Raw genomic sequence first — 19,481 nt, 5'->3', positions numbered from 1 at the left:
AACATATAAAAATAATGGCTTTCCTTATATTGCATGGAATTTAATGATCGTCTCCAGCATAAATCCACATGGGCTCAGTTTTCCCGGCTCGTTCAAAACCAAGAGCCTTGTAAAACTCAACCGCTTCAATATCTGAGGTTAACATTTGCTGGTGAAAACTCTGATACTTAGTTTGCATAACTTGCATTATCTTTCGCCCAATACCTCGGCCCTGATATTTCGGATGAACAAGTAAATGTGGAAAATACACAACAAGAGAACCATCGGATATTGCGTTACCAAGTCCAACTAACTCATTATTTACCCTTGCGGTAACTAAAGTGTCTGAATTCAATAATGCCGGTATCAACTTGTCGGGGCATTGCGCCGAAGACCACCCATTCTCTCGATACAAATTCACGACTTCTGACTCTTGTATTTCTTTACTGATTTGAACGCAAACTTCCATATGTCCTCTATCTAAAACCTTACATAAATAATGTTTTTATTATAATTATCATAGTATTAGCGTTTAATATAGAAATAACTTGATATGGATAGCCAAGAAAGGCAGTGTCATCTGAAATTAAACTGCCTTAGACCAGAAGATATCTTACTCACATTTTAAAGAAGCTACTCAAGCGTTTGAGCTCTTCACCAACTCTGGCAAGGTTGCGACTGGATTCGGAAGTTTGATCAGAGGCGCTAGAAGTTTGGTCTGCAACATCACTAATCGTATTCATACGTTGGCTGACATCTTCCGCGACTTCCCCCTGCTCATTAACCGCCTGAGCAATTTGAGCATTCATTTCAGTAATCGTACTGACTTCGTTTGAGATAGAAGACAATGACTCTTTGACCTGCTCTGTTTCCTCTACCATACCATCGACCTGTTTCTTACTTTTCACCATTTCTGCAACCGCAGATTCGGCGCCAGATTTGAGCACCTCTATCATTTTCTCGATTTCGACCGTAGACTCTTGGGTTTTTTGGGCAAGAGAGCGCACTTCATCAGCAACCACCGCAAAACCTCGACCATGCTCGCCAGCACGAGCCGCTTCAATCGCCGCGTTTAAGGCCAACAAATTGGTCTGATCGGAAATATTTTTAATCACGTCCAAAATAGTCGCTATATTTTCGCTGTCCCCTTTCACTCGCTGAATTACCTCTTGAGACTGCCCTATGGCTACAGCAAGTTGATTCATTCCGTCAACGGTTGTACTGATCAGCTCATTACCTTTTACGGTTTGAGAATTTGCCAAATTGGCTGCGTCTGACGTGGTATTGGCTTTTTGCGCGACTTCATGAGCTGACGAGCTCATCTGAGTCATTGCAGTAGCAACTTGATCAATATCTTGCTTCTGCTGCCCGACACCTTCACTCGTTTTAGTTGTCAGAGACGATAGATCCTCTGATGAGTTGGCAATACTTTCAATATTGGTCGACAAGTTGCCAATCATATCGCGAAGCTGCTCTGTCATGGTCGCGATCGCACGCAGTAGCTCACCAATCTCATCGTTTCGATTGACTTCAATGACAACGCCAAGATCGCCAGAGGCAATGCGCTGACTGGCTTCTACAGCACTTTTAAGCGGTGGTACGGTTAATCTCGTCATTAGCATAGAAACCCCCACCCCAAGAAGAATGGCGCCCAATGCAATCAATAGGTTGGTCACACCCAAATTCTCTTCGAAGTCTTCGAGCATCGCCTTGCCAATCTTACGAGCTTCAGAGGTCAAGTTTTCGACATCTCTAGCTTCAGTTAACATAAGTTTATTGGTTTCAACACTTTGCTTGTTAACGGAAAGATAGTTATCAAAAGCCTGTTGATACAGCAGTATTGCACTTTCTAAATCTTTAAGCTTTGGGGTATCCTCAGGGAAACTTTTCATCAGTAAATACATATCTGATAAGGTGTTACGAACGTTCTTTATTGATTTCTCATCACCGGACAAAATGAAATTTTTCTCGGCCCGCCTTGCCTCTAACATCCATTTGATCATTCGATTTGCATCATCAGCGATTTTAATTGAGGTCAAAATTTCTTCAGATGGCGCATTAAATTCAAAAAGTTGTTCGACTTCCTGCTTTTCGATAATACGAATGTTGGCCACGATTTCATCGACCTGTCTTGCGTACTTACGCATGTCTTCACCGGCTTTGGCTTGCTGCCTTCTCTGAGATACATATTGATCCAAAGCAGTTTGGTATGCATTTAATGAGTCAACCACCTCATTAAGCAAATCTTTAATCTTGGCTTCACTAACTCTGCCTTGCAGATCACCGGCTAGAGCATTGCTCTTGGAAATAAGATCTTTAATTTCTTCAGCGTAAGCTTCATCATTACGCAAGGCGAGATTTTTTTCAGCAATGCGAATTTCGCCCGTATATTTGACGATTCGATTAAAGTCATCGGCGATCTCTACTTCACTATTGAAGCGAGACATTCCCATCATGCCATTTAAGGTCACAACGGCTGTCATAATAACCAGCAAGCCAAAGGCACCAGATAGCTTAAAACCCATTTTTAGATTATATAAAAACTGCATTTGCACTCACCGATTGGATTGAAATGATAGTTATAGAGCAATACTTAGTAAGCCTAGGATCTACACACGACAATTCAAATGATTTTATTTACATAAGCTGTGAAAGTACGTCGACAGTAATGACAAAAAACGGATGTGATATAGACGGTTCAATGGGTAGCGGAAGAGACAGCTAGCTGCCTCACTAATGATGAAAGTGACAGGACAAGGGAGTGGTAGTTAGATGGCAAAGCCATCATTGTCTGGGTCATGATTCCAGACGTATTCCGTCAGATGCGCGACTTTCTCTGCATGCTCTCGACCATACAAGTGCTCTAATATAGCAAGAGACATATCGGTTCCAGCGGATACACCGGAGGAAGTATAAATATTGTCTGATTTAACCCAGCGTGCTTTCTTATGCCAATTTGTTGAAGCACTGAAACCTTGTACCCAGTCAAAGGCAATTTTGTTTGTCGTCGCGCAATGATTGGTTAAAACATCGGCTTGAGCCAGTATCGCGGCACCTGTGCAAACTGATACAACATAAGTTGCTCGTTCACTCTGAGCTTGGACCCAATCAATCAGTTCCTTGTTATTCACTTCCTGCCTTGAGCCTAACCCGCCAGGAACCATCAAAATATCACACGTTTCAAAGTCACTAAAACTGTAATCACAAACGCTCTTAGGCCCTGCGCTACTTGCGACAACATCACCAGTCTGAGAGACGAATTTGAGATCTAGACCTTGATTAATGAAACGAGACATACCAAACATTTCCAAAGGACCAAAAACATCCATTAGTTCAAAATCAGGATATAGAAGCGTTGCAACGATAAGCTTTTTTGAAGTACTCGTTACATCTTTGCCTGAAGTTTGCTTACTTGCTGATATCTGATTACTCATTGCAGTAATCTCCTTGATATGAGGGTTCTAAGAGGAAAAAGCGCCCCTTTCTATTTTACTTACACAAACATGCCTGAACAACTATCGGGCTTTTATAGCCAATACGTAGGCTTAGTAAAACAAAAAGGGGCTGCTGTTTAGATAGGTAGTGAGATCAGTTCAACGCCCAGAACGCCGCTGACTCCCATCACGACTAATAAGGACACTTTAAATACGGTTTTTGACCAAGGAATATAGTTATCCTCATCAACTTTTTTAAAGGTTACCTTCATCCACGAAAAGCAAGCGATCGCAGTAACTGCCAAGTACTCATAACCAGCTTCACCTAACACAAATAACGCGAATGAAGTCGCAGCAAAAGCCACTACATAAGCTTTCATGTGACGATGAGCTTTGCTAATTCCTTCTTTAACTGGCAAGACCGGAATACCAGCATCTCGGTAGTCTTGCATGCGGAACATAGCAATAGCATAAGAGTGAGGCATTTGCCACAAGCAAAACATAACAAAGAGTAGAACGGCCTCCGTGCTTATGTAATTGGTCACCGCTAAGTAGCCTACAAGTGGTGGGACAGCACCAGAGATACTGCCAACCAAGGTACCGTATACAGAAGTGCGCTTGTACCACATAGTGTAGAAGAAAACGTAAAATACGTAGCCAAGCAAAACCACTACTGCAGAGAGAGGGTTCGCCATCTGAAATAAAATGGCCGTTCCAACGAGTAATAAAACGAGAGAATATATAAAAGCAACATCAATATTAATGTTTCCTTTGGCAAGCTCCCGATTTTGTGTGCGCTTCATTTTCTGATCGATATCTCGATCGAAAATGTTGTTTACCACACAACCCGATGCAATCACTAGCCCTACCCCAGCAAGGGTTGCCAATAATAAAGCTACACTGACGTTCTCTGTTTTTGCGGCAAGGAAGAACCCTGCCGCAACAGATATCAGGTTGCCGAAAATGATGCCTGGTTTAGTAATAGACAAATAACTTTTCAGCATGCTCCGACCTACAACTTCATGTTCACAGTCATGTTGTAGATGATCCACACAGAACCTGCGATTAAGATCAGTACAACAATGGCGGTAAACATTAGCGATACAAAGTTCCATTGCCCATCTTCAGTTTTCACTTCCATATGCAGGAAGTATTTAAAGTGGACGAAAATCTGTACAATCGCGCAACCAAACAATAAGACATAAGTTGCCGTGTCAGGAAGCGATTGAGACCAGACAAAATAGAAAGGTATTACAGTCAAGATTAAAGACGCAATAAAGCCTTTAACATAATCTGAGGCACCTGTTTCCAAATGTTGAGCCATTACATTACCCCCAGCAAGTAAACGATAGTGAAGACACAAATCCATACAATATCAAGGAAGTGCCAGAACAGGCTTAAGCAGTTAAAGCGCATTGCCATGTTATCGTTAAGTCCCTTAGTTGAAAGCTGGTGATAGCATACTGCTAGCCAGATAAGACCAAAGGTTACGTGAAGACCGTGAGTACCTACCAGAGTGAAGAAAGCGGACAAGAAAGCGCTCTTCTCTGGACCATGGCCTGCGGCGATCAGATGATGAAATTCGTAAACTTCCATGCCAATAAAGCCAAGGCCAAGTAGGAAGGTTACTTTCAACCAACGCTTAAGACCTGCGACATCTTGGCGTTTCATTGCGATCATGCCAAAACCAAAGGTAATACTACTAAACAGCAGTAGCATGGTTTCAACGAACACGAACGGTAGCTCAAAGATGTCTTTACCTGTAGGGCCACTAATTGAGCCTGTTTCAAGTACTGCGTATGTTGCAAATAGAGTTGCAAACAGTACACAGTCACTCATCAAGTAAACCCAAAAGCCGAACAATTTATTACCGTTCGTATCATGATGGTGATCATGATGACCGTGAGATACCGAATTAGCTTGCATACGTTACCTCCAGATCATCTTTCTTATCGCCTTGTGGAGATTGCTTCTTCGCTTCTTCAAGCTGAGCACGGCGCTCTGCTTCAATCGCTTTGATTTCTTCTACTTCCACGTAGTAGTCCACATCGTCATTGTAACTGTGTTGGATACAAGCGACGACAATGCCCACAAAACTTGCAGCAGCTAGCCACCAGATGTACCAAATCATTGCAAAGCCAAAAACTAAAGCCCATGCAGAAACATAGATTCCTGTTGGTGTGTTCTTCGGCATATGAATACGCTCGTATTCAACCTCTTTGGTTGGATCAAACTCACCACTTTGCTTTTGATACCAGAATGCATCTAGCTCATCACCTTTTGGCAGGTGAGCAAAGTTGTAGAATGGCGGTGGTGACGAGGTCGCCCACTCAAAAGTACGTCCACCCCATGGGTCGCCAGTAAGATCGCGATTCTGATCTCGGTCACGAATGCTCACATAAATCTGAATAAACTGACAAGCAACACCCATAGCGATAACCGCAGTACCCGCAGCAGCGATGGCAAGTAGAGGGAAGAATTCAGGGTTAATATCTTGACTCAAGCGGCGAGTCATACCCATAAAGCCAAGCGCGTATAGAGGTAAGAAGGCCATCAAGAAGCCGATGATCCACAAATAGAAAGCGCGTTTACCCCAAGTTTCATTCATCATGAAACCGGTTGCTTTCGGGAACCAATAGGTGATCGCGGCAAAACAGCCAAATACAACACCACCAATAATAACATTATGGAAGTGGGCAATTAGGAATACTGAGTTGTGAAGTACAAAATCAGCACCAGGAACCGCCATCAATACACCTGTCATGCCACCGACACTGAAGGTGATAAGGAAGCCAACTGTCCACATCATTGGTGTAGTGAAGCGAATACGGCCTTTGTACATAGTAAACAGCCAGTTGAAAATCTTCACCCCGGTTGGGATGGAAATGATCATAGTGGCGATACCAAAGAAGGCGTTGACATTCGCACCTGAGCCCATGGTAAAGAAGTGATGTAGCCAAACCACAAACGCCAAGATGGTAATGACGACTGTCGCCCATACCAAAGAGGTGTAACCAAACAATTTCTTACGTGAGAACGTTGCCGTTACTTCAGAGAACACTCCGAAAATAGGCAGAACTAAGATATATACTTCTGGGTGACCCCAAGCCCAAATCAAGTTGACGTACATCATAACGTTGCCGCCAAGATCATTGGTAAAGAAGTGGAAGCCTAAGTATCTATCCAGCGTTAGAAGCGCAATCGTAACCGTTAAGATTGGGAACGAGATGATGATAAGGATGTTGGCACACAAAGAAGCCCAAGTGAATACTGGCATCTTCATGATCGGCATAGAAGGCGTACGCATACGTAAAATAGTCACAAAGAAGTTTACGCCAGTTAACGTTGTGCCCACCCCAGATATCTGCAGCGCCCATATCCAATAATCGACCCCGACCCCTGGACTGGCCTCAATACCAGACAGTGGAGGGTAAGCTAGCCAACCTGTTTGACCAAATTCACCTAATCCAAGCGACATATTGGTGAGAATAACACCCACAATAAATAGCCAGAAGCTCAGGTTGTTCAAATAAGGGAAAGCAACATCACGAGCACCAATTTGCAATGGTACGATAATGTTCATCAAACCGATGACTAATGGCATAGCAACGAAGAAAATCATTATCACGCCGTGAGCAGTAAAGATCTGATCATAGTGATGCGGCGGTAAGTAGCCCGCTTCCCCAGCAGAAGAAAGCAATTGCTGGCTACGCATCATGACGGCATCAGCGAAGCCACGAATAAGCATTACCATAGCCACAGCTATGTACATGAAGCCAAGCTTCTTGTGGTCTACTGACGTAAACCATTCGTTCCACAGGTACTGCCATTTCCCTGCTTTTGTTATCGCGACCATTACCGCTAAACCAACCAAAGCAACAACGGCTAAGGTGATAACAATAATGGGCTCATGATAAGGAATTGAGTCTAGAGTTAATCTTCCAAACATTTCGATTATCCTTGGTTTTCAGGTAAACAGTTCATTGAACCAGGATGCTGTGTCACGACATCAGTAAACAAAAATGGCGGAACACTTGAGAATAGAGTGACGGGTTCTGCAATACTTGGCTCAGCCAAAGTTCTGAACTGTTCCCAGTCTTCGATTCGATCTGGACTAGACTTCACTTCTTGAACCCAGTTAAGGAAAGCAGCTCGGTCAGTCAGTGCTGACGCAGTAAATTTCATCTGAGAGAAACCTTCACCGCTATAGTTAGAAGCAAAACCTTTAAAGTTACCTTCATGATTAGCAATCAAATTCAGCTTGGTTACCATACCTGGCATAGCATAAATCTGAGAGCCTAAACGTGGGATAAAGAATGCGTTCATAATGTTGTCAGAGGTGAGTCTAAACGTCACTGGTACATCTTTAGGAAAAGCGACATAGTTGACAGTAGCAATGTTCTCTTCCGGATAGATAAACAACCATTTCCAGTCAAGCGACACTACTTCAATCGTCATAGGTTTAACGTCACTTTCAAGAGGCTTAGAAGGCTCAAGCTCGTGTGTTGAACGCCATGTTATAACGGCAAGAATAGCGATGATAATGATAGGAATCGTCCATACGACCAATTCTATCTTAGTCGAATGTGACCAGTCAGGCGCATACTCTTGATCAGTATTCGTATCTCGGTATCGGTATGCGAAATACACTGTCATTAGAATCACGGGTATGACAACAATTAGCATCAACAAAAGGGCCGTAATTATGAGCTCTTTTGTTTGAACGCCAATAGCGCCTTTAGGGTCAAGTAAAGCAGAATTACACCCAGATAAAAAAAGAATGGCCGTCGCCAGACTTCCTCTAGACAAGATGCGTTTATATCTTGAGGCTTCCATTAACTTTCTCGATGTTTGTCCGAGTCCAGCTTAATTAAACTGAAGCTCAGTTGTTATATTCATTAGAATGTTTATGTGTTGAGCGTGTAACACTGATACAAAGAACAAAGTAAACAAATCAGCAAAATAGTTAATAACCATGCTATTTATGCGGATTATTCTTTACACTTTGAAGGAGAATGTTACAAGGGGCGCATTATGCTTAGATCAAGATCGAAGCTCACCCCTCGTATGCGTAAACTAACATTTCATTAATGAAAATATAAAGAAAAGAGTTAATAAAAGATAAGTGGGTATATAGATAAAATAATTAAATAACAATAACTAAACAAAAAACAACCAAACCGAAAGCGTTCAACATTTAATCAAAAAAGACATAAACCACCACCAAATTAAGATGGTGACAAAAATCACAAATATAAGATCACATAGTATTAATAAGGTATTTAGATGCTTTATTTAAGCGCTTAACTCATTCAAGAATAGGGCAATTAATAAAGTTCAGAGAGAGCGAATGCCCCAAGGCAAGAACTGGGAAACTTGGCTTATATTTTTGGGGCTGATAACACACACTCTGTGTTATCAGTCCCAAACTATTATCGACTCTATATCAATTACTTGATGCCATATTTGGCCAAAATTTTATCAAAGGTTCCGTTTGACTTGATTTCCGCTAGTCCTTTGTTGAAAGCATCAATGTATTTGCCATTGTTGGAGTTCGCCAAACCAGAAGTGACATGTAGTGGATTAACCGACAAAGCGTTTTTAGTAAACTCGAAATCAGCCAGATTCATCCCAGCGCCGGATAAGGTCGATTTGGCCACTAATTCATCTTCTAACGTTAGATCAATCCGTTTGGCAACCAGCTTCTTCGCATTGGAGACTAAATCGTTAGCTTCAGGTTTCTTAAAGTTGCTTGCACCAAGAAAATCATCGCCGTACCCGTAATTGCGAATGATACCTACCGTTTTTCCCGATAAACTGTCCATGCCATTGTATTCAAAAGCGTCACCTTTACGTTTGATAAACTTAAGTGAATTTTCAAGATAGGGTTCGCTGTAGTTGAGAAAAGCCGTTCTTTCGTTGGTAAACCATGTGGCGACCAGTATATCAATTCTTCCATCTTTAACTTCGTTTAACGCTCGGGTCCAGGGCATTATTTTAAAATCTACGTCATAGCCCTGTGATTTCATTGCTTCGGTTAAAATTTCAACTGAAACGCCAGGATTACTGGAATCTTTTTGGACAAAGGGAGCCCATGGATCTTGAGCTGCTGTTACGGTTGCAGCAAAACTCTGCACCGAAAAAAGGGCCGCAACAGCCAGTAATAAAAGGTTTTTCATAGCAGGTCCTCGATAATTATCTAACTTAAGTTCGGAATTTAGACATATGGCTTGCAATACTCTGGCTTAAGCTAAGCACTTCCTCTGTTGTTTGTGCATTTTGATCAGCACCTGACGCCACTTCATTCGTTGCTTCAGACGCTTCGACAATCGCTCTACTTATTTCTTCAACCGCCATTCTTTGTTCATCCGTCGCTTGTGAGATTTGACCACTGCGATCAGATATTATGGTGATTAGGCTCTGAACTTCCCCGACAGAGTCTTGAGATTCACTTACTCTTTCAGCTGTCTCTTCTAAAAGCGTGGCAATACGAGTCAATTCATCTTCGACTGATTTAGTCGCCGACCCCAAGGCGGTAATATTTTTCTGAATCTGTTCTGTTGACTCACTGGTTTTTACCGCGAGGTTACGAACTTCATCGGCAACTACAGCAAACCCTCGTCCTTGCTCTCCAGCTCGAGCTGCCTCGATCGCTGCGTTGAGAGCAAGTAAGTTGGTTTGTTCAGAAATGTCATTAATAACGTTAAGGACGGTAGTGATCTTCTCGCCTTCTTCTATCAAGATGTGCATTTCAGCATTAACATGATTCATCTCTTCGCGCATGTTAATTATGTCTGTCGCTGAGCTTTCTATTGCATCGTTAACACTAGAGGCAAGCCCTGTTGCCGTCTGTGCCTGATCTGCTGTTTCAGAGGCAGTGTCAGCAACAATAGCGACTGACTGGTTAAGCTCTGTCGCGGCCGCTGCAACGGTCGTCAACTGGTGTTTCTGTGAGTCTAAGCTGTCAGCATTTTTTCGCGCGGTTGCACCGTTTGCTTGTGCTTTCTCTCCGAGCGCTTCCGAAGACTCATTGACATCTTTTACGATGACACGCAGCGATTCAGTGAATGTATTGATGCCATTAGTGATTGCATCAAATTCACGGTACTTTGCAGGGGCCAATTTGTTGGTTAGATCCCCATCACCAGATGCGAGATCCTTTATAACGTCGGTTAGTTGAGATATCGGCCTTAATACGGTAATGGAGAGGGCCAGAATAATTACAATCGAAATAATCAGGTCCAACACAACAAGCTCGATGATGCTTGTACGAAGCGAATCGGCAAGCTTAGCATCCAATGCATGAGTATCGAAGAATACAACGACCTTACCAACGTTATTTTCTTCTCCATAGTCAACAAAGGTAAGTTCGGTAGTCTGGCTTAATTCTTCGGGAAAAGCCTCCTTATCCGTTACGTCTACAAGCTGTTTCTCTTCGCCCTCTCCTTCCTTTGTTAAAAATAGCAATTCGCTTCCTTGAGCATCAATAAGTTGAATTGCAGAAATCTCGGGTAAATCAAGTTCAGCAGACATTGCAACTTTGGCAGTATCCAAGTCAAAATCCCACACGGCTTTAGGAAGACTTATTGACATGCGTTGACTAGTGTTTTGCACATTGATTTCTAACTCTTGGTGTAAGTTTCCTTTGAAAGTCTGATATTTAATAAACGCAGAAACAAGCAGCACCAACGTCAGTGCTACAATCACTTGAACAATAAATACTACCTTTAACCTTTTCAAAACTTACCCCTCATGATTTTCGGCAGTTACTAAAAAAGTAGTAACTGATTAATCAATTATCAAATAGTATAATAAATGAGATTTAAATCACATTATATGATATTGATAGCATTGTGTTTTATGTAGGGGCTAAGTGTGGAGTATTTTGCCTATTTGTTAGATCGTGCCTAAACTCACGTGTCAGCGTAAGAGTCAATGCAGATGAAATTCTCAAATGGAGTAAAAGAGTAATAAGGACATATTTAAAAAATCAAGTTAGGCTATCGAGCTACGATAAACGCATACCTCTCGCGGTTTTCCCCTAATTTGGACAAAGCGATTTTCTTTATACTGCATTCCAAGTTTTCTGATCACAGAGCTAGACTGATGATTGTTAGCAAGATGCTGGGCTTCAACTTCAGAAACCTTGAGCTCACGCTTTGCGTAGCCTATCAGAGCTTGCGAAGCTTCTAGAGCAATTCCCTTTCCCCAATAGTCGGTCCCTAACCAGTATCCTAAAATAGCCACCCCACTCTTTAGGGAAGGAAAACTTACCGCACCAACAATGCTATCACTTCCTTTGAGGGTAATAGCAAAAATAACCGCGCTTTTATGCTCAAATTTCTCTGAATGAGTCCCTATCCACTCATTTGCCATTTCCTCGGTGTAGGGATAAGGGATATTTGCTGTCATATCTGAAATAATTTTTTGGCCAGCCAGTAACGCAACTCTCTGACTATCTGATAGGCGAAAGGGTCTTAAAAGTAGTCTCGGCGTCTCAATACTTGGTTGCATTATTTCTCCATTTTATGTTTACAGTGTAAAAGCCAAAAAGGATGTGGAAATGAGAATGACAGCTCTATAGTAATAGATCTATCAAAATATAAAAGAGTAAATCATTTCGTCTTCCCCTAGCTACTCTCTAACTCATGCATCAAACATTTCAGATTTTGGTTTATTTGCTTTTTTTGCTCTTGGCTCAACCCCTTTACTAACTGACCTTGCATTTGCACATGCTCTTCTAAGATTCTATCAATCAGTCCAATACCTTGTTTTGTCAGTTGGACGGGCAAACTACGACGATCAGATTGGTTGCTTTGTCTTGTTATCAAACCTTTGGACGTTAGTTTATCCAAGCGGTTTGTCATTGCTCCTGAGGTCAACATCATAGAGTCAATAAGCTCAGAGGGGGTCAGTTGAAATGGTTCACCACTACGACGCAGTGTTGCTAACACATCAAACTCGCCCAATGTTAAATCGTACTGTTTATGAAGCTGCGCTACTTCATTTTCCATATATTTGGCAACTCTTAGAAGCCTTCCCATGATTGCCATAGGTTCAGTATCTAATTCAGGTTTCTCTCTCGCCCATTGCGCTACCAATCTATCAACTGCATCCATAAACTTTTCTCTCAAATCAGTTCTATTGAGGTATCTTTATATTAAGATACTTTACATGGGCACACTAAACGCGTACATTTCAGAAAATATCTTAACATGAAGATACATTTGCATGAATATACTACTGGCAATGATTCCCGCTTTTTTCTGGGGTACAACGTATGCGGTTACCCAATATACCTTGACTGATTGGCCTCCTCTTTTGCTCGGAGCACTCAGAGCATTGCCTGCTGGACTACTGTTATTAGCCTTAAAACCTTCACTACCTAAAGGTGGGGATTTGCCGAGCCTACTAAAGCTTGGACTAATTAATATCGCGGCTTTCTTTTGTTTAATCTTCATTATGGCGCAGTCATTACCCTCAGCAATATCAGGAGTCGGGATGGTCTCGGTACCTGTATTTGCTATGCTGTACCACTGGCTTGTGCATAAACACCGGCCCACATTCATTCAAGCTTTATCTGGTGCCATTTTGGTTATGCTGGCTTGGCTACTATTTTCGCCAAGCCAAATATCACTTGATCCACTCGGACTGTTGGCCATGCTTTGCGCTATTATGTGCATCGTTGTTGGTAGTACGATTACTAAATCCTTAGGAAATAGAATCCATTGGTGGACGGTATTAACTTGGCAAATGATTCTTGGAGGCTGCTTACTATCAGTAATAGCAATCGTTGATGCCAGTGCTTCTCCGGAGCGATACTCTGCTGTTATAAATCATTTTTCGATACGAAATGGAGCTGGCTTACTATGGGTAATTGGTTTAAATACAGCTCTTGGTTATGGTATGTATGTCTGGCTACTGCAACGCATGACTGTAGTGGACTTCACATTTGGCGGTATTGCAAATCCGGTAGCTGGAATTATATCAGGATTGATATTACTTGGTGAGTCTTTTACCTCCTTCCAGTACAGCCTTATGGCAGGAATGATAGCTATGTCTCTTCTACCTCAAATTGTACTCGCTATCAGGCAAAATAAGCCTTTACCTAATACCGACTAGGCTATCAAGTTTGTAGTACTTCATTAACGAGAAAGTATCGCGTTTACAGTGTAAACCGATTTAAAGTTATTCTGGTAAATAAAACATAAAAAAACCGAGTATCAAAAACTCGGTTTTTTTCAATGCTACTAACTCAAAGTTCAGCGTTATGATAAACCTGCTGAACATCATCACATTCATCCAGAAGATCCAAAAACTTTTGGAACTTTTCAGCATCTTCGCCAGTAACAGGAGTATGGTTCTGAGGCACAAAAGTAATCTCCTCAACCTCCAAGGTTAACTCAGGGTATTCTGCGTTGAGTGCCGTCTTTGCTTTAAAGAACTCAGTATGAGGAGCAAATACAGTGATGACTCCTTCTTCAAGCTCAATGTCTGTTACATCTACATCAGCCATCATAAGTGCTTCAAGCACCGCTTCTTCATCCTCACCTTTAAACTGGAATACCGCTTGGTGGTCAAACATATGAGCAGTTGTACCGGGAGAGCCAATTTTTGCACCTGTCTTAACAAAGCATTGACGAACATCTTGAAAAGTACGGTTTCCATTGTCTGTGAGACAGTCAACAATGACGCTAGCGCCACCAGGAGCAAAACCTTCATAGCGCGCTGGTTGATAGTCTTCACCACCACCACCACAGGCTTTATCAATAGCTTTATCGATCACGTGTGCCGGAACCTGATCTTTTTTTGCTTTAGTAATAAGGTGTTTTAGCGAAAGGTTCATGTCCGGATCGGAACCGCCATTCTTAGCACACATGTAAATTTCTTTACCGTACTTGGAATAAACCTTAATTTTTGCGCCTTGAGTTTTAGCCATGGAGGCTTTACGCACTTCAAAACTTCTTCCCATCGGGATATTCTCTCTAAATCAAATGAACGCGGAGGATTTTAGCAAAAAACACAACCATTTCAATTTATCAATATAAAGCAAGAATGCCTCAACCAAGTCCCATGATCCGCTTATATTTAGCGATGGAGTCAAGGAACATATTTCTCTCGTCAGGATCTTGAATTTTATCAGCACTACGCGTTATTTCTTCCGGGCTGGCTTTTGCTTCTCTCAGTTTCCAAACGAGAAACGATGCCTGCTTATCAAGCTCTATTTTGTTTTTGTCTTTTGCTGGGAGTGTGGACAGATTTATCGACATTTCAACACAAAGTCAGTTTACCAGTGTGGAGGCACTATAACACAATATCCTACCCATTTGGCATACAAAACTAAGGGTGGCTTAATTGCCACCCTTCTTAGATTGTTTGAAAAGTGGAAGTCAGTGCCATATGCCGAGCTCTTTCGCTTCTTCAAGCGTCAATCCACTTTCACGGATTTCCTTTAAGGCTTCGATGCGTCTGCGAGCTTGTGCTGATTTAACACTTTTGTTTGGCTTTTGTGACTCGACTTCATCATTGATATCCCACTTGTCAGTGATCTCAGTCATTTCATCATGGTCAATAGAATTAATGGACATTATAACCTCCGAAAAAACCATGCAGTGACAGCTAACGTATAGCAAAACCGTACTGCCCTTGTTAATAATTTTAGACTCAGAATGTGATTAAGCTAATAATTTGACATAGATTAATATCAATTTGATTAATAAACTCAAAAGCAGCGTAAAATCAGAAGCATTGAATCAGTATCATCTATTCGGTCTTTCTAAGCGAAGAAATCGATATTGATCAAGTATATAGCCAAGAAACTTCCTCAATTATATCTCTGGTGAATGACACCATTGATACATCAGATATCAGCAATTCCTCGATCGCGTTTATTTAAACTAGATGACGGTTCAAACCTACTATTAAGCAAACTGTTAGTAATGTTAGCCTTCTGTAGCTTTATTATCCAAGACTCTACGGGAGAGAGAATGTATGACTTCACAAGTGGCAAACACTAATCTGACCAGCCAAATCTATGAAATAGAAAGTTTGGAGGGGCTGCTTGCAAGGGACTCTGAAAGTTTAGCTATAGATTCTGGCCAATTATCAATTCGTCCTGCACTTATGGTACTTGAACCAGCGAAAGGTCCTCTGAGACTCTATTGGGAAATATCTCTCACTATCACAGCCCTCTCACAACTTCTAAGTAGCAACACTTCCAGTTCAGAGAAGCACACCATGCTGGAAACATGTCTTGCTTCCTTATTAGATCAAAGGGCACAGCTAAAAGATATTTTGAATCAACATAGCTCATCCCAACGAATCAAAAATAGCTTAAAGATCAACAGACTTAATCGACAGCTTTGCAATCATGTCATCGACTATCTCAAGGACCCAAATCATCCTTCAGAAAGTGTCCAAAAAATTCTCCTTCTGGGACAGCCCGAAGAATTTAGACTTATATCTAAGCCAAAATATAGCGAATTACCCCAATCTTTAAATTATCAAGGCCACCCTCTCCTTCCTGACATCACCGCGAGCGAGAATTATGTTCATTTTGGTGATGAATTAACACCGGAACAACAGCGATCAATTCGTCTACAATCTCGCATTCTCGATTTGGAACTTGGGGACCGACTCAATATCACTAATCATGATGATGAAATAAGTAACACCCTACAACAAGCTATTGAACATGCTGGTTCAATCAAAGATGGATTATGGGAAAGCTTCTGCTTGGGCAGAGTTAAAGACGAAACGAGGTTTCACAAGAAATACCGAATACTCTGTTCCACACACTTCATGTTATATGCAGGAAGAATGCACCATATTGCCAAATGGCAGCACCCTCAAATAGTAAAAGACTATCTAGAACGCAAAGGAGAGAGCCTCCCTTGTAAGGTACTATGTAGATTCAGCGATGATGGAAACCGTTCAGTTAACTACTATTCGATACATACGCGCGATATGTTGAAGAGTATTTTCCCCAAGCATGTCAGCACGGGTAATATCACCCTTTTTCTTGATGACAATAGTAAGATTACGGCTGACAACTTGAAATGGATTTTCAACATCTATACATCAGGTCAACGTGATTCACTACCAGCATTACCAAGCTTCAACTTTGCCCAGCTGAAAAAATGGAGTGAATGTGTCGATCAACATGAATATTACCAGCAATTTTCAGACTATAAAAACGATAAACTCCCCGAAGCCCTTCTGCTAAACGACTCACAAACCTTTGCATCTTCTACATTTGTGCAATCTTCTATCAACCCCATAGACACTCTAGAGAGGGCCGAAGTTCTTGGTCGTTTTGAGCTTATCAGGCCCTTTTATAAATATGACGAAATAGCGAAAGTGTGGCAGCGGTTTGCCACCTTAGACAGTGATGACAAGAAAGCCGTTGCCATTTCTAATTTTTTTGCCCAGAGTGACGAGCCACTCTTAGTCCTTTTCGGCTTCTTCTTTAGGGGAAAAGTCGCAGTGAAAAAGACGGGGGAAACCATTTCCAATATTTTTACTACGGTTAAAAATCTGTTCAAGGAATACCATACTATTTCTGGAAGGATCACCATAGTCAAATTAAACACTGACCAGATCATGGTAATCTCAACACTCATGCATGATACTGCTATTGCCTACATTGACCTTACGCAAGACAATCAAGTCACTCAACTAGTCAGTGAGTTAATCAACGCTGGAAATCAATCTATTAATTGGCTCAGCAAAACCAAAGACAATGCCAAGGTGCTGCTGTCTCATCTCGGTTATAATCCGGACACTATCCTACCGACACCACAAGCTGACTCTGATAGTAACCACGTTATGTTCAGAAACTGTGCATTTGACAATGAAGCATGGGAGGTCAAAAATGAAAGCGTTTTAGTTAATCTTAGTCACATTGCAGCTGTCACACTTAACTCACTTCCGGGTATTCCAATCAAAGGGATATCCACCTCGTATGATACCCTATACGACTGCGTCGAAGATGAAGCGCGCGAAGTCATGCTATATAACGCCAATATTTACAAAGCGTTTCTCAAAGACAGTGAATGGTGGGAAAAGCTGCCTTCATTCGTGCCTTTCTTCGACTTATTCAACTCTCTAGTAAACGATCCCAGTTATGAATTTGATCTTTCCTCTGAAATAGATGGCATCCTCTTTGACGTATTTGATCTCATAATTACCGCTGTATGTATTGGCATTCCTATCACAAAGCTTGCCACAGCAGGAAAAGTGGCATTTAGATCATCGGTAAAACTTCATATCACAAAAGGGCTGAAAGGAAATGCTCTTAAACGGGCAGTCACAAGAGATATGTTAAAGCTTGCGATGCCAGTGGTTAAAAATACCACTCGAGAATTGTTTGAGTTTCTCGTCGTGCCGCTTCCTTCACTAAACAGCGCTCCAAAACGTATGAGGACATCTAACCTCTACACAGATCCTAGCCGTGCTCGGTATGCGAGTAGCACTCGATATGAGCTCGATTCGGGTCCTAGTAGAGATCCTTCATTTGACACTCTCGAACAAAAGCACACATTGAAAAGTCACTTTATTCAACGAGAATTACGTGATGAACTGATATCAACTGGTTCCAGTGTCCCCAATAGAGGTGCTTGCCAGCAAATTTCAGCGCTGTGGGTAAATGAAAAGCTAACCAAAAAGATTTTTGGTCGAACAGAATTTCCAGCCCTTAAACACAAACCAGTTCAAGAGAGTAAACGGGCAAAAAAATTATTCGAAAGAGCTTCTAAACTGCAAGAAGCTGAACGTAAAAATAATCTTTATAAGCCTGAGGATAGTTTAGACTCACTGAAGCTAGAGTACGATCCTTCGATATCAATTATTCCCAAAAACCCATCAAAGCCAAATATCACTGATCAACAAAGATGTGTTAACAGTTTAGTGGGAGGGATTTCCCGAAGAGCAACGCAAGGTGACCTTCCCGTGGGTTTTACTCTCAGCTATGATCTCACCGGCTCAGAAGTCGGTCATAGCGTCGGTTTTTTATTGGATAAAAAAAGAGGCCTTAGTTTTTTTGATCCAAACAGTGGTGAATATCTACTTAAAGTATCTGATGGCTCCAAGGGCATAGATTCAGACAAACTAACAGAGTTCTTCAATGACTATTTCGAGTGCTTGGAAAAGAAATGGCCCAACTATATGCCAATAGAGTACAATAAAGTCATTATGATCCCCGTAAGGAAAGCGGGTAGCCAAGCCAGAAGCTCTAATCCCCTACTCCGATATTCAAATTCAAGTAACCGGTATGAACTGGACACACCTTTATCACGCCCACATGCAAATATGCATCAGGAAGGGGGGATAATAACAGAAAGATCGAGAACATCAGTCGTAGAGCAGGGAAGCTTGGGGGGCGTGCGTCAACGTAATCAACCCGTTCCAGCAGTAAAAAGTAGCAGAGGGGATTATATCTTCTCGAATACTCAGATGGGTTCCAAAGACATCATAATCTCCGGCAATAGTCGCAGCAGTATATTAGATCACTTAAATAGTAACAGCACACAACGAATTACCAATAAAATCGATAGCGGTGAAATCTATGTAGGTTGGACAAGAGCTCCTAGCTCTACCAATAAGATATTAAACCCTGTAGGGGATTCAGCCAAAGCAACAATCAATGGTACAACAAATTTTGCAGTGAGGGTCGGAGGAATACCATCACCAGATATCCCAGGCACTAACTTGAGTAGTGGAGGGCTTGCAAAGCCGGCAGCAGGTGCTGGGGCTCGACTCAAAATGATCAAAAAATGGAGAGAAGGACAAGCCGCTGGGCATTCGAATTCACGCGCAGCACTTGGGATTTCTTACATGCCCCAAGACGGATTTGTTGAGGCAGGAAGAGGCTCTGTCACTTATGCTGAGATAGCAGCTAGGGTGAATCAACTTTAAGCATCGTATGGAAGCATGATCAAGTAAAAACCTTGATCATGCTTTCTATAGAGTGGGATGAGCAAAAAAAAAAGCGAGTTCTAAGAACTCGCAAAATATTCAGAATGAATGTAACAATATGAGCCAATCTACAAGGGATAATCCAGATCCCTC

Annotated in this window: 17 protein-coding genes; 2 read left to right on the top strand and 15 right to left on the bottom strand. The window is 41.8% G+C overall.

Translation table 11 applies throughout. The annotated features are described in order from the left end of the window. Nucleotides 1-40: 40 nt before the first annotated feature. The 12 genes from FIV01_RS18360 to FIV01_RS18305 form a co-directional block, all read right to left on the bottom strand. Nucleotides 41-448: a GNAT family N-acetyltransferase gene (locus FIV01_RS18360; RefSeq protein WP_152432403.1), complete on the bottom strand. Its 408-nt coding sequence runs from the start codon at nucleotides 446-448 to the stop codon at nucleotides 41-43. 148 nt (nucleotides 449-596) lie between these two features. Continuing rightward, a complete protein-coding gene (locus FIV01_RS18355; protein ID WP_152432402.1) occupies nucleotides 597-2,528 on the bottom strand; it encodes a HAMP domain-containing methyl-accepting chemotaxis protein in 1,932 nt (643 codons plus the stop codon). 219 nt (nucleotides 2,529-2,747) lie between these two features. Next, on the bottom strand, nucleotides 2,748-3,413 hold the full coding sequence (locus FIV01_RS18350) for a DJ-1/PfpI family protein (RefSeq protein ID WP_152432401.1): 666 nt from the start codon (nucleotides 3,411-3,413) through the stop codon (nucleotides 2,748-2,750). A gap of 137 nt (nucleotides 3,414-3,550) precedes the next feature. Continuing rightward, entirely contained in the window at nucleotides 3,551-4,417 is an 867-nt protein-coding gene (gene cyoE, locus FIV01_RS18345; RefSeq protein ID WP_152432400.1) for a heme o synthase, read from the bottom strand. An 8-nt stretch (nucleotides 4,418-4,425) separates the two neighbouring features. Then, nucleotides 4,426-4,737: a cytochrome o ubiquinol oxidase subunit IV gene (gene cyoD / locus FIV01_RS18340; RefSeq protein ID WP_114785271.1), complete on the bottom strand. Its 312-nt coding sequence runs from the start codon at nucleotides 4,735-4,737 to the stop codon at nucleotides 4,426-4,428. Next, nucleotides 4,737-5,339, bottom strand: coding sequence for a cytochrome o ubiquinol oxidase subunit III (gene cyoC, locus FIV01_RS18335; protein WP_152432399.1), 603 nt, complete (start codon nucleotides 5,337-5,339; stop codon nucleotides 4,737-4,739). The genes cyoD and cyoC overlap by 1 nt, the downstream gene beginning before the upstream one ends. Continuing rightward, nucleotides 5,329-7,362: a cytochrome o ubiquinol oxidase subunit I gene (gene cyoB / locus FIV01_RS18330; RefSeq protein WP_152432398.1), complete on the bottom strand. Its 2,034-nt coding sequence runs from the start codon at nucleotides 7,360-7,362 to the stop codon at nucleotides 5,329-5,331. Before cyoB ends, cyoC begins: the two co-directional genes overlap by 11 nt. Nucleotides 7,363-7,367: 5 nt before the next feature. Further along, nucleotides 7,368-8,249, bottom strand: coding sequence for a ubiquinol oxidase subunit II (cyoA, locus tag FIV01_RS18325; protein WP_152432397.1), 882 nt, complete (start codon nucleotides 8,247-8,249; stop codon nucleotides 7,368-7,370). Between the two features lie 614 nt (nucleotides 8,250-8,863). Continuing rightward, nucleotides 8,864-9,592, bottom strand: coding sequence for a transporter substrate-binding domain-containing protein (locus FIV01_RS18320; protein WP_152432396.1), 729 nt, complete (start codon nucleotides 9,590-9,592; stop codon nucleotides 8,864-8,866). Nucleotides 9,593-9,617: 25 nt separating this feature from the next. Beyond that, the gene (locus FIV01_RS18315; protein WP_152432395.1) at nucleotides 9,618-11,153 is read right to left on the bottom strand and encodes a methyl-accepting chemotaxis protein; all 1,536 of its coding nucleotides are present in this window, start codon (nucleotides 11,151-11,153) and stop codon (nucleotides 9,618-9,620) included. A gap of 255 nt (nucleotides 11,154-11,408) precedes the next feature. Beyond that, nucleotides 11,409-11,927, bottom strand: coding sequence for a GNAT family N-acetyltransferase (locus tag FIV01_RS18310; RefSeq protein ID WP_152432394.1), 519 nt, complete (start codon nucleotides 11,925-11,927; stop codon nucleotides 11,409-11,411). A gap of 116 nt (nucleotides 11,928-12,043) precedes the next feature. After that, nucleotides 12,044-12,532, bottom strand: a complete 489-nt coding sequence (locus FIV01_RS18305) for a MarR family winged helix-turn-helix transcriptional regulator (RefSeq protein WP_152432393.1) — start codon at nucleotides 12,530-12,532, stop codon at nucleotides 12,044-12,046. Between the two features lie 112 nt (nucleotides 12,533-12,644). Between FIV01_RS18305 and FIV01_RS18300 the strand changes: the two genes are divergently transcribed. Then, on the top strand, nucleotides 12,645-13,535 hold the full coding sequence (locus FIV01_RS18300) for a DMT family transporter (RefSeq protein WP_152432392.1): 891 nt from the start codon (nucleotides 12,645-12,647) through the stop codon (nucleotides 13,533-13,535). Between the two features lie 133 nt (nucleotides 13,536-13,668). Here the strand turns inward: FIV01_RS18300 and FIV01_RS18295 are convergent, their stop codons facing one another. The 3 genes from FIV01_RS18295 to FIV01_RS18285 all read right to left on the bottom strand — a co-directional run bounded on the left by FIV01_RS18295 (nucleotide 13,669) and on the right by FIV01_RS18285 (nucleotide 15,001). Beyond that, on the bottom strand, nucleotides 13,669-14,385 hold the full coding sequence (locus FIV01_RS18295; protein ID WP_152432391.1) for a YebC/PmpR family DNA-binding transcriptional regulator: 717 nt from the start codon (nucleotides 14,383-14,385) through the stop codon (nucleotides 13,669-13,671). An 88-nt stretch (nucleotides 14,386-14,473) separates the two neighbouring features. Next, the gene (locus tag FIV01_RS18290; RefSeq protein ID WP_152432390.1) at nucleotides 14,474-14,683 is read right to left on the bottom strand and encodes a DUF3283 family protein; all 210 of its coding nucleotides are present in this window, start codon (nucleotides 14,681-14,683) and stop codon (nucleotides 14,474-14,476) included. A gap of 120 nt (nucleotides 14,684-14,803) precedes the next feature. Further along, a complete protein-coding gene (locus tag FIV01_RS18285; RefSeq protein WP_152432389.1) occupies nucleotides 14,804-15,001 on the bottom strand; it encodes a PA3496 family putative envelope integrity protein in 198 nt (65 codons plus the stop codon). A gap of 403 nt (nucleotides 15,002-15,404) precedes the next feature. On the opposite strand from FIV01_RS18285, the gene FIV01_RS18280 reads away from it, so the two are divergent. Beyond that, complete coding sequence (locus tag FIV01_RS18280; protein ID WP_152432388.1) at nucleotides 15,405-19,328, top strand: hypothetical protein; 3,924 nt, start codon at nucleotides 15,405-15,407, stop codon at nucleotides 19,326-19,328. Nucleotides 19,329-19,481: the final 153 nt, after the last annotated feature.

Origin of the sequence: Vibrio aquimaris (assembly GCF_009363415.1) — a bacterium.
In the GTDB taxonomy this organism is placed as follows: domain Bacteria; phylum Pseudomonadota; class Gammaproteobacteria; order Enterobacterales; family Vibrionaceae; genus Vibrio; species Vibrio aquimaris.
The sequence above is the reverse complement of the archived record's forward strand: the minus strand, read 5'-3'. Positions and strand labels throughout refer to the sequence as shown.

Bases quoted from the DNA above. Each gene is read 5' to 3' on its own strand.
- FIV01_RS18360 (WP_152432403.1), bottom strand. From the start codon at position 448: ATGGAAGTTTGCGTTCAAATCAGTAAAGAAATACAAGAGTCAGAAGTC.
- FIV01_RS18355 (WP_152432402.1), bottom strand. From the start codon at position 2,528: ATGCAGTTTTTATATAATCTAAAAATGGGTTTTAAGCTATCTGGTGCC.
- FIV01_RS18350 (WP_152432401.1), bottom strand. From the start codon at position 3,413: ATGAGTAATCAGATATCAGCAAGTAAGCAAACTTCAGGCAAAGATGTA.
- cyoE (WP_152432400.1), bottom strand. From the start codon at position 4,417: ATGCTGAAAAGTTATTTGTCTATTACTAAACCAGGCATCATTTTCGGC.
- cyoD (WP_114785271.1), bottom strand. From the start codon at position 4,737: ATGGCTCAACATTTGGAAACAGGTGCCTCAGATTATGTTAAAGGCTTT.
- cyoC (WP_152432399.1), bottom strand. From the start codon at position 5,339: ATGCAAGCTAATTCGGTATCTCACGGTCATCATGATCACCATCATGAT.
- cyoB (WP_152432398.1), bottom strand. From the start codon at position 7,362: ATGTTTGGAAGATTAACTCTAGACTCAATTCCTTATCATGAGCCCATT.
- cyoA (WP_152432397.1), bottom strand. From the start codon at position 8,249: ATGGAAGCCTCAAGATATAAACGCATCTTGTCTAGAGGAAGTCTGGCG.
- FIV01_RS18320 (WP_152432396.1), bottom strand. From the start codon at position 9,592: ATGAAAAACCTTTTATTACTGGCTGTTGCGGCCCTTTTTTCGGTGCAG.
- FIV01_RS18310 (WP_152432394.1), bottom strand. From the start codon at position 11,927: ATGCAACCAAGTATTGAGACGCCGAGACTACTTTTAAGACCCTTTCGC.
- FIV01_RS18305 (WP_152432393.1), bottom strand. From the start codon at position 12,532: ATGGATGCAGTTGATAGATTGGTAGCGCAATGGGCGAGAGAGAAACCT.
- FIV01_RS18300 (WP_152432392.1), top strand. From the start codon at position 12,645: ATGAATATACTACTGGCAATGATTCCCGCTTTTTTCTGGGGTACAACG.
- FIV01_RS18295 (WP_152432391.1), bottom strand. From the start codon at position 14,385: ATGGGAAGAAGTTTTGAAGTGCGTAAAGCCTCCATGGCTAAAACTCAA.
- FIV01_RS18290 (WP_152432390.1), bottom strand. From the start codon at position 14,683: ATGTCGATAAATCTGTCCACACTCCCAGCAAAAGACAAAAACAAAATA.
- FIV01_RS18285 (WP_152432389.1), bottom strand. From the start codon at position 15,001: ATGTCCATTAATTCTATTGACCATGATGAAATGACTGAGATCACTGAC.
- FIV01_RS18280 (WP_152432388.1), top strand. From the start codon at position 15,405: ATGACTTCACAAGTGGCAAACACTAATCTGACCAGCCAAATCTATGAA.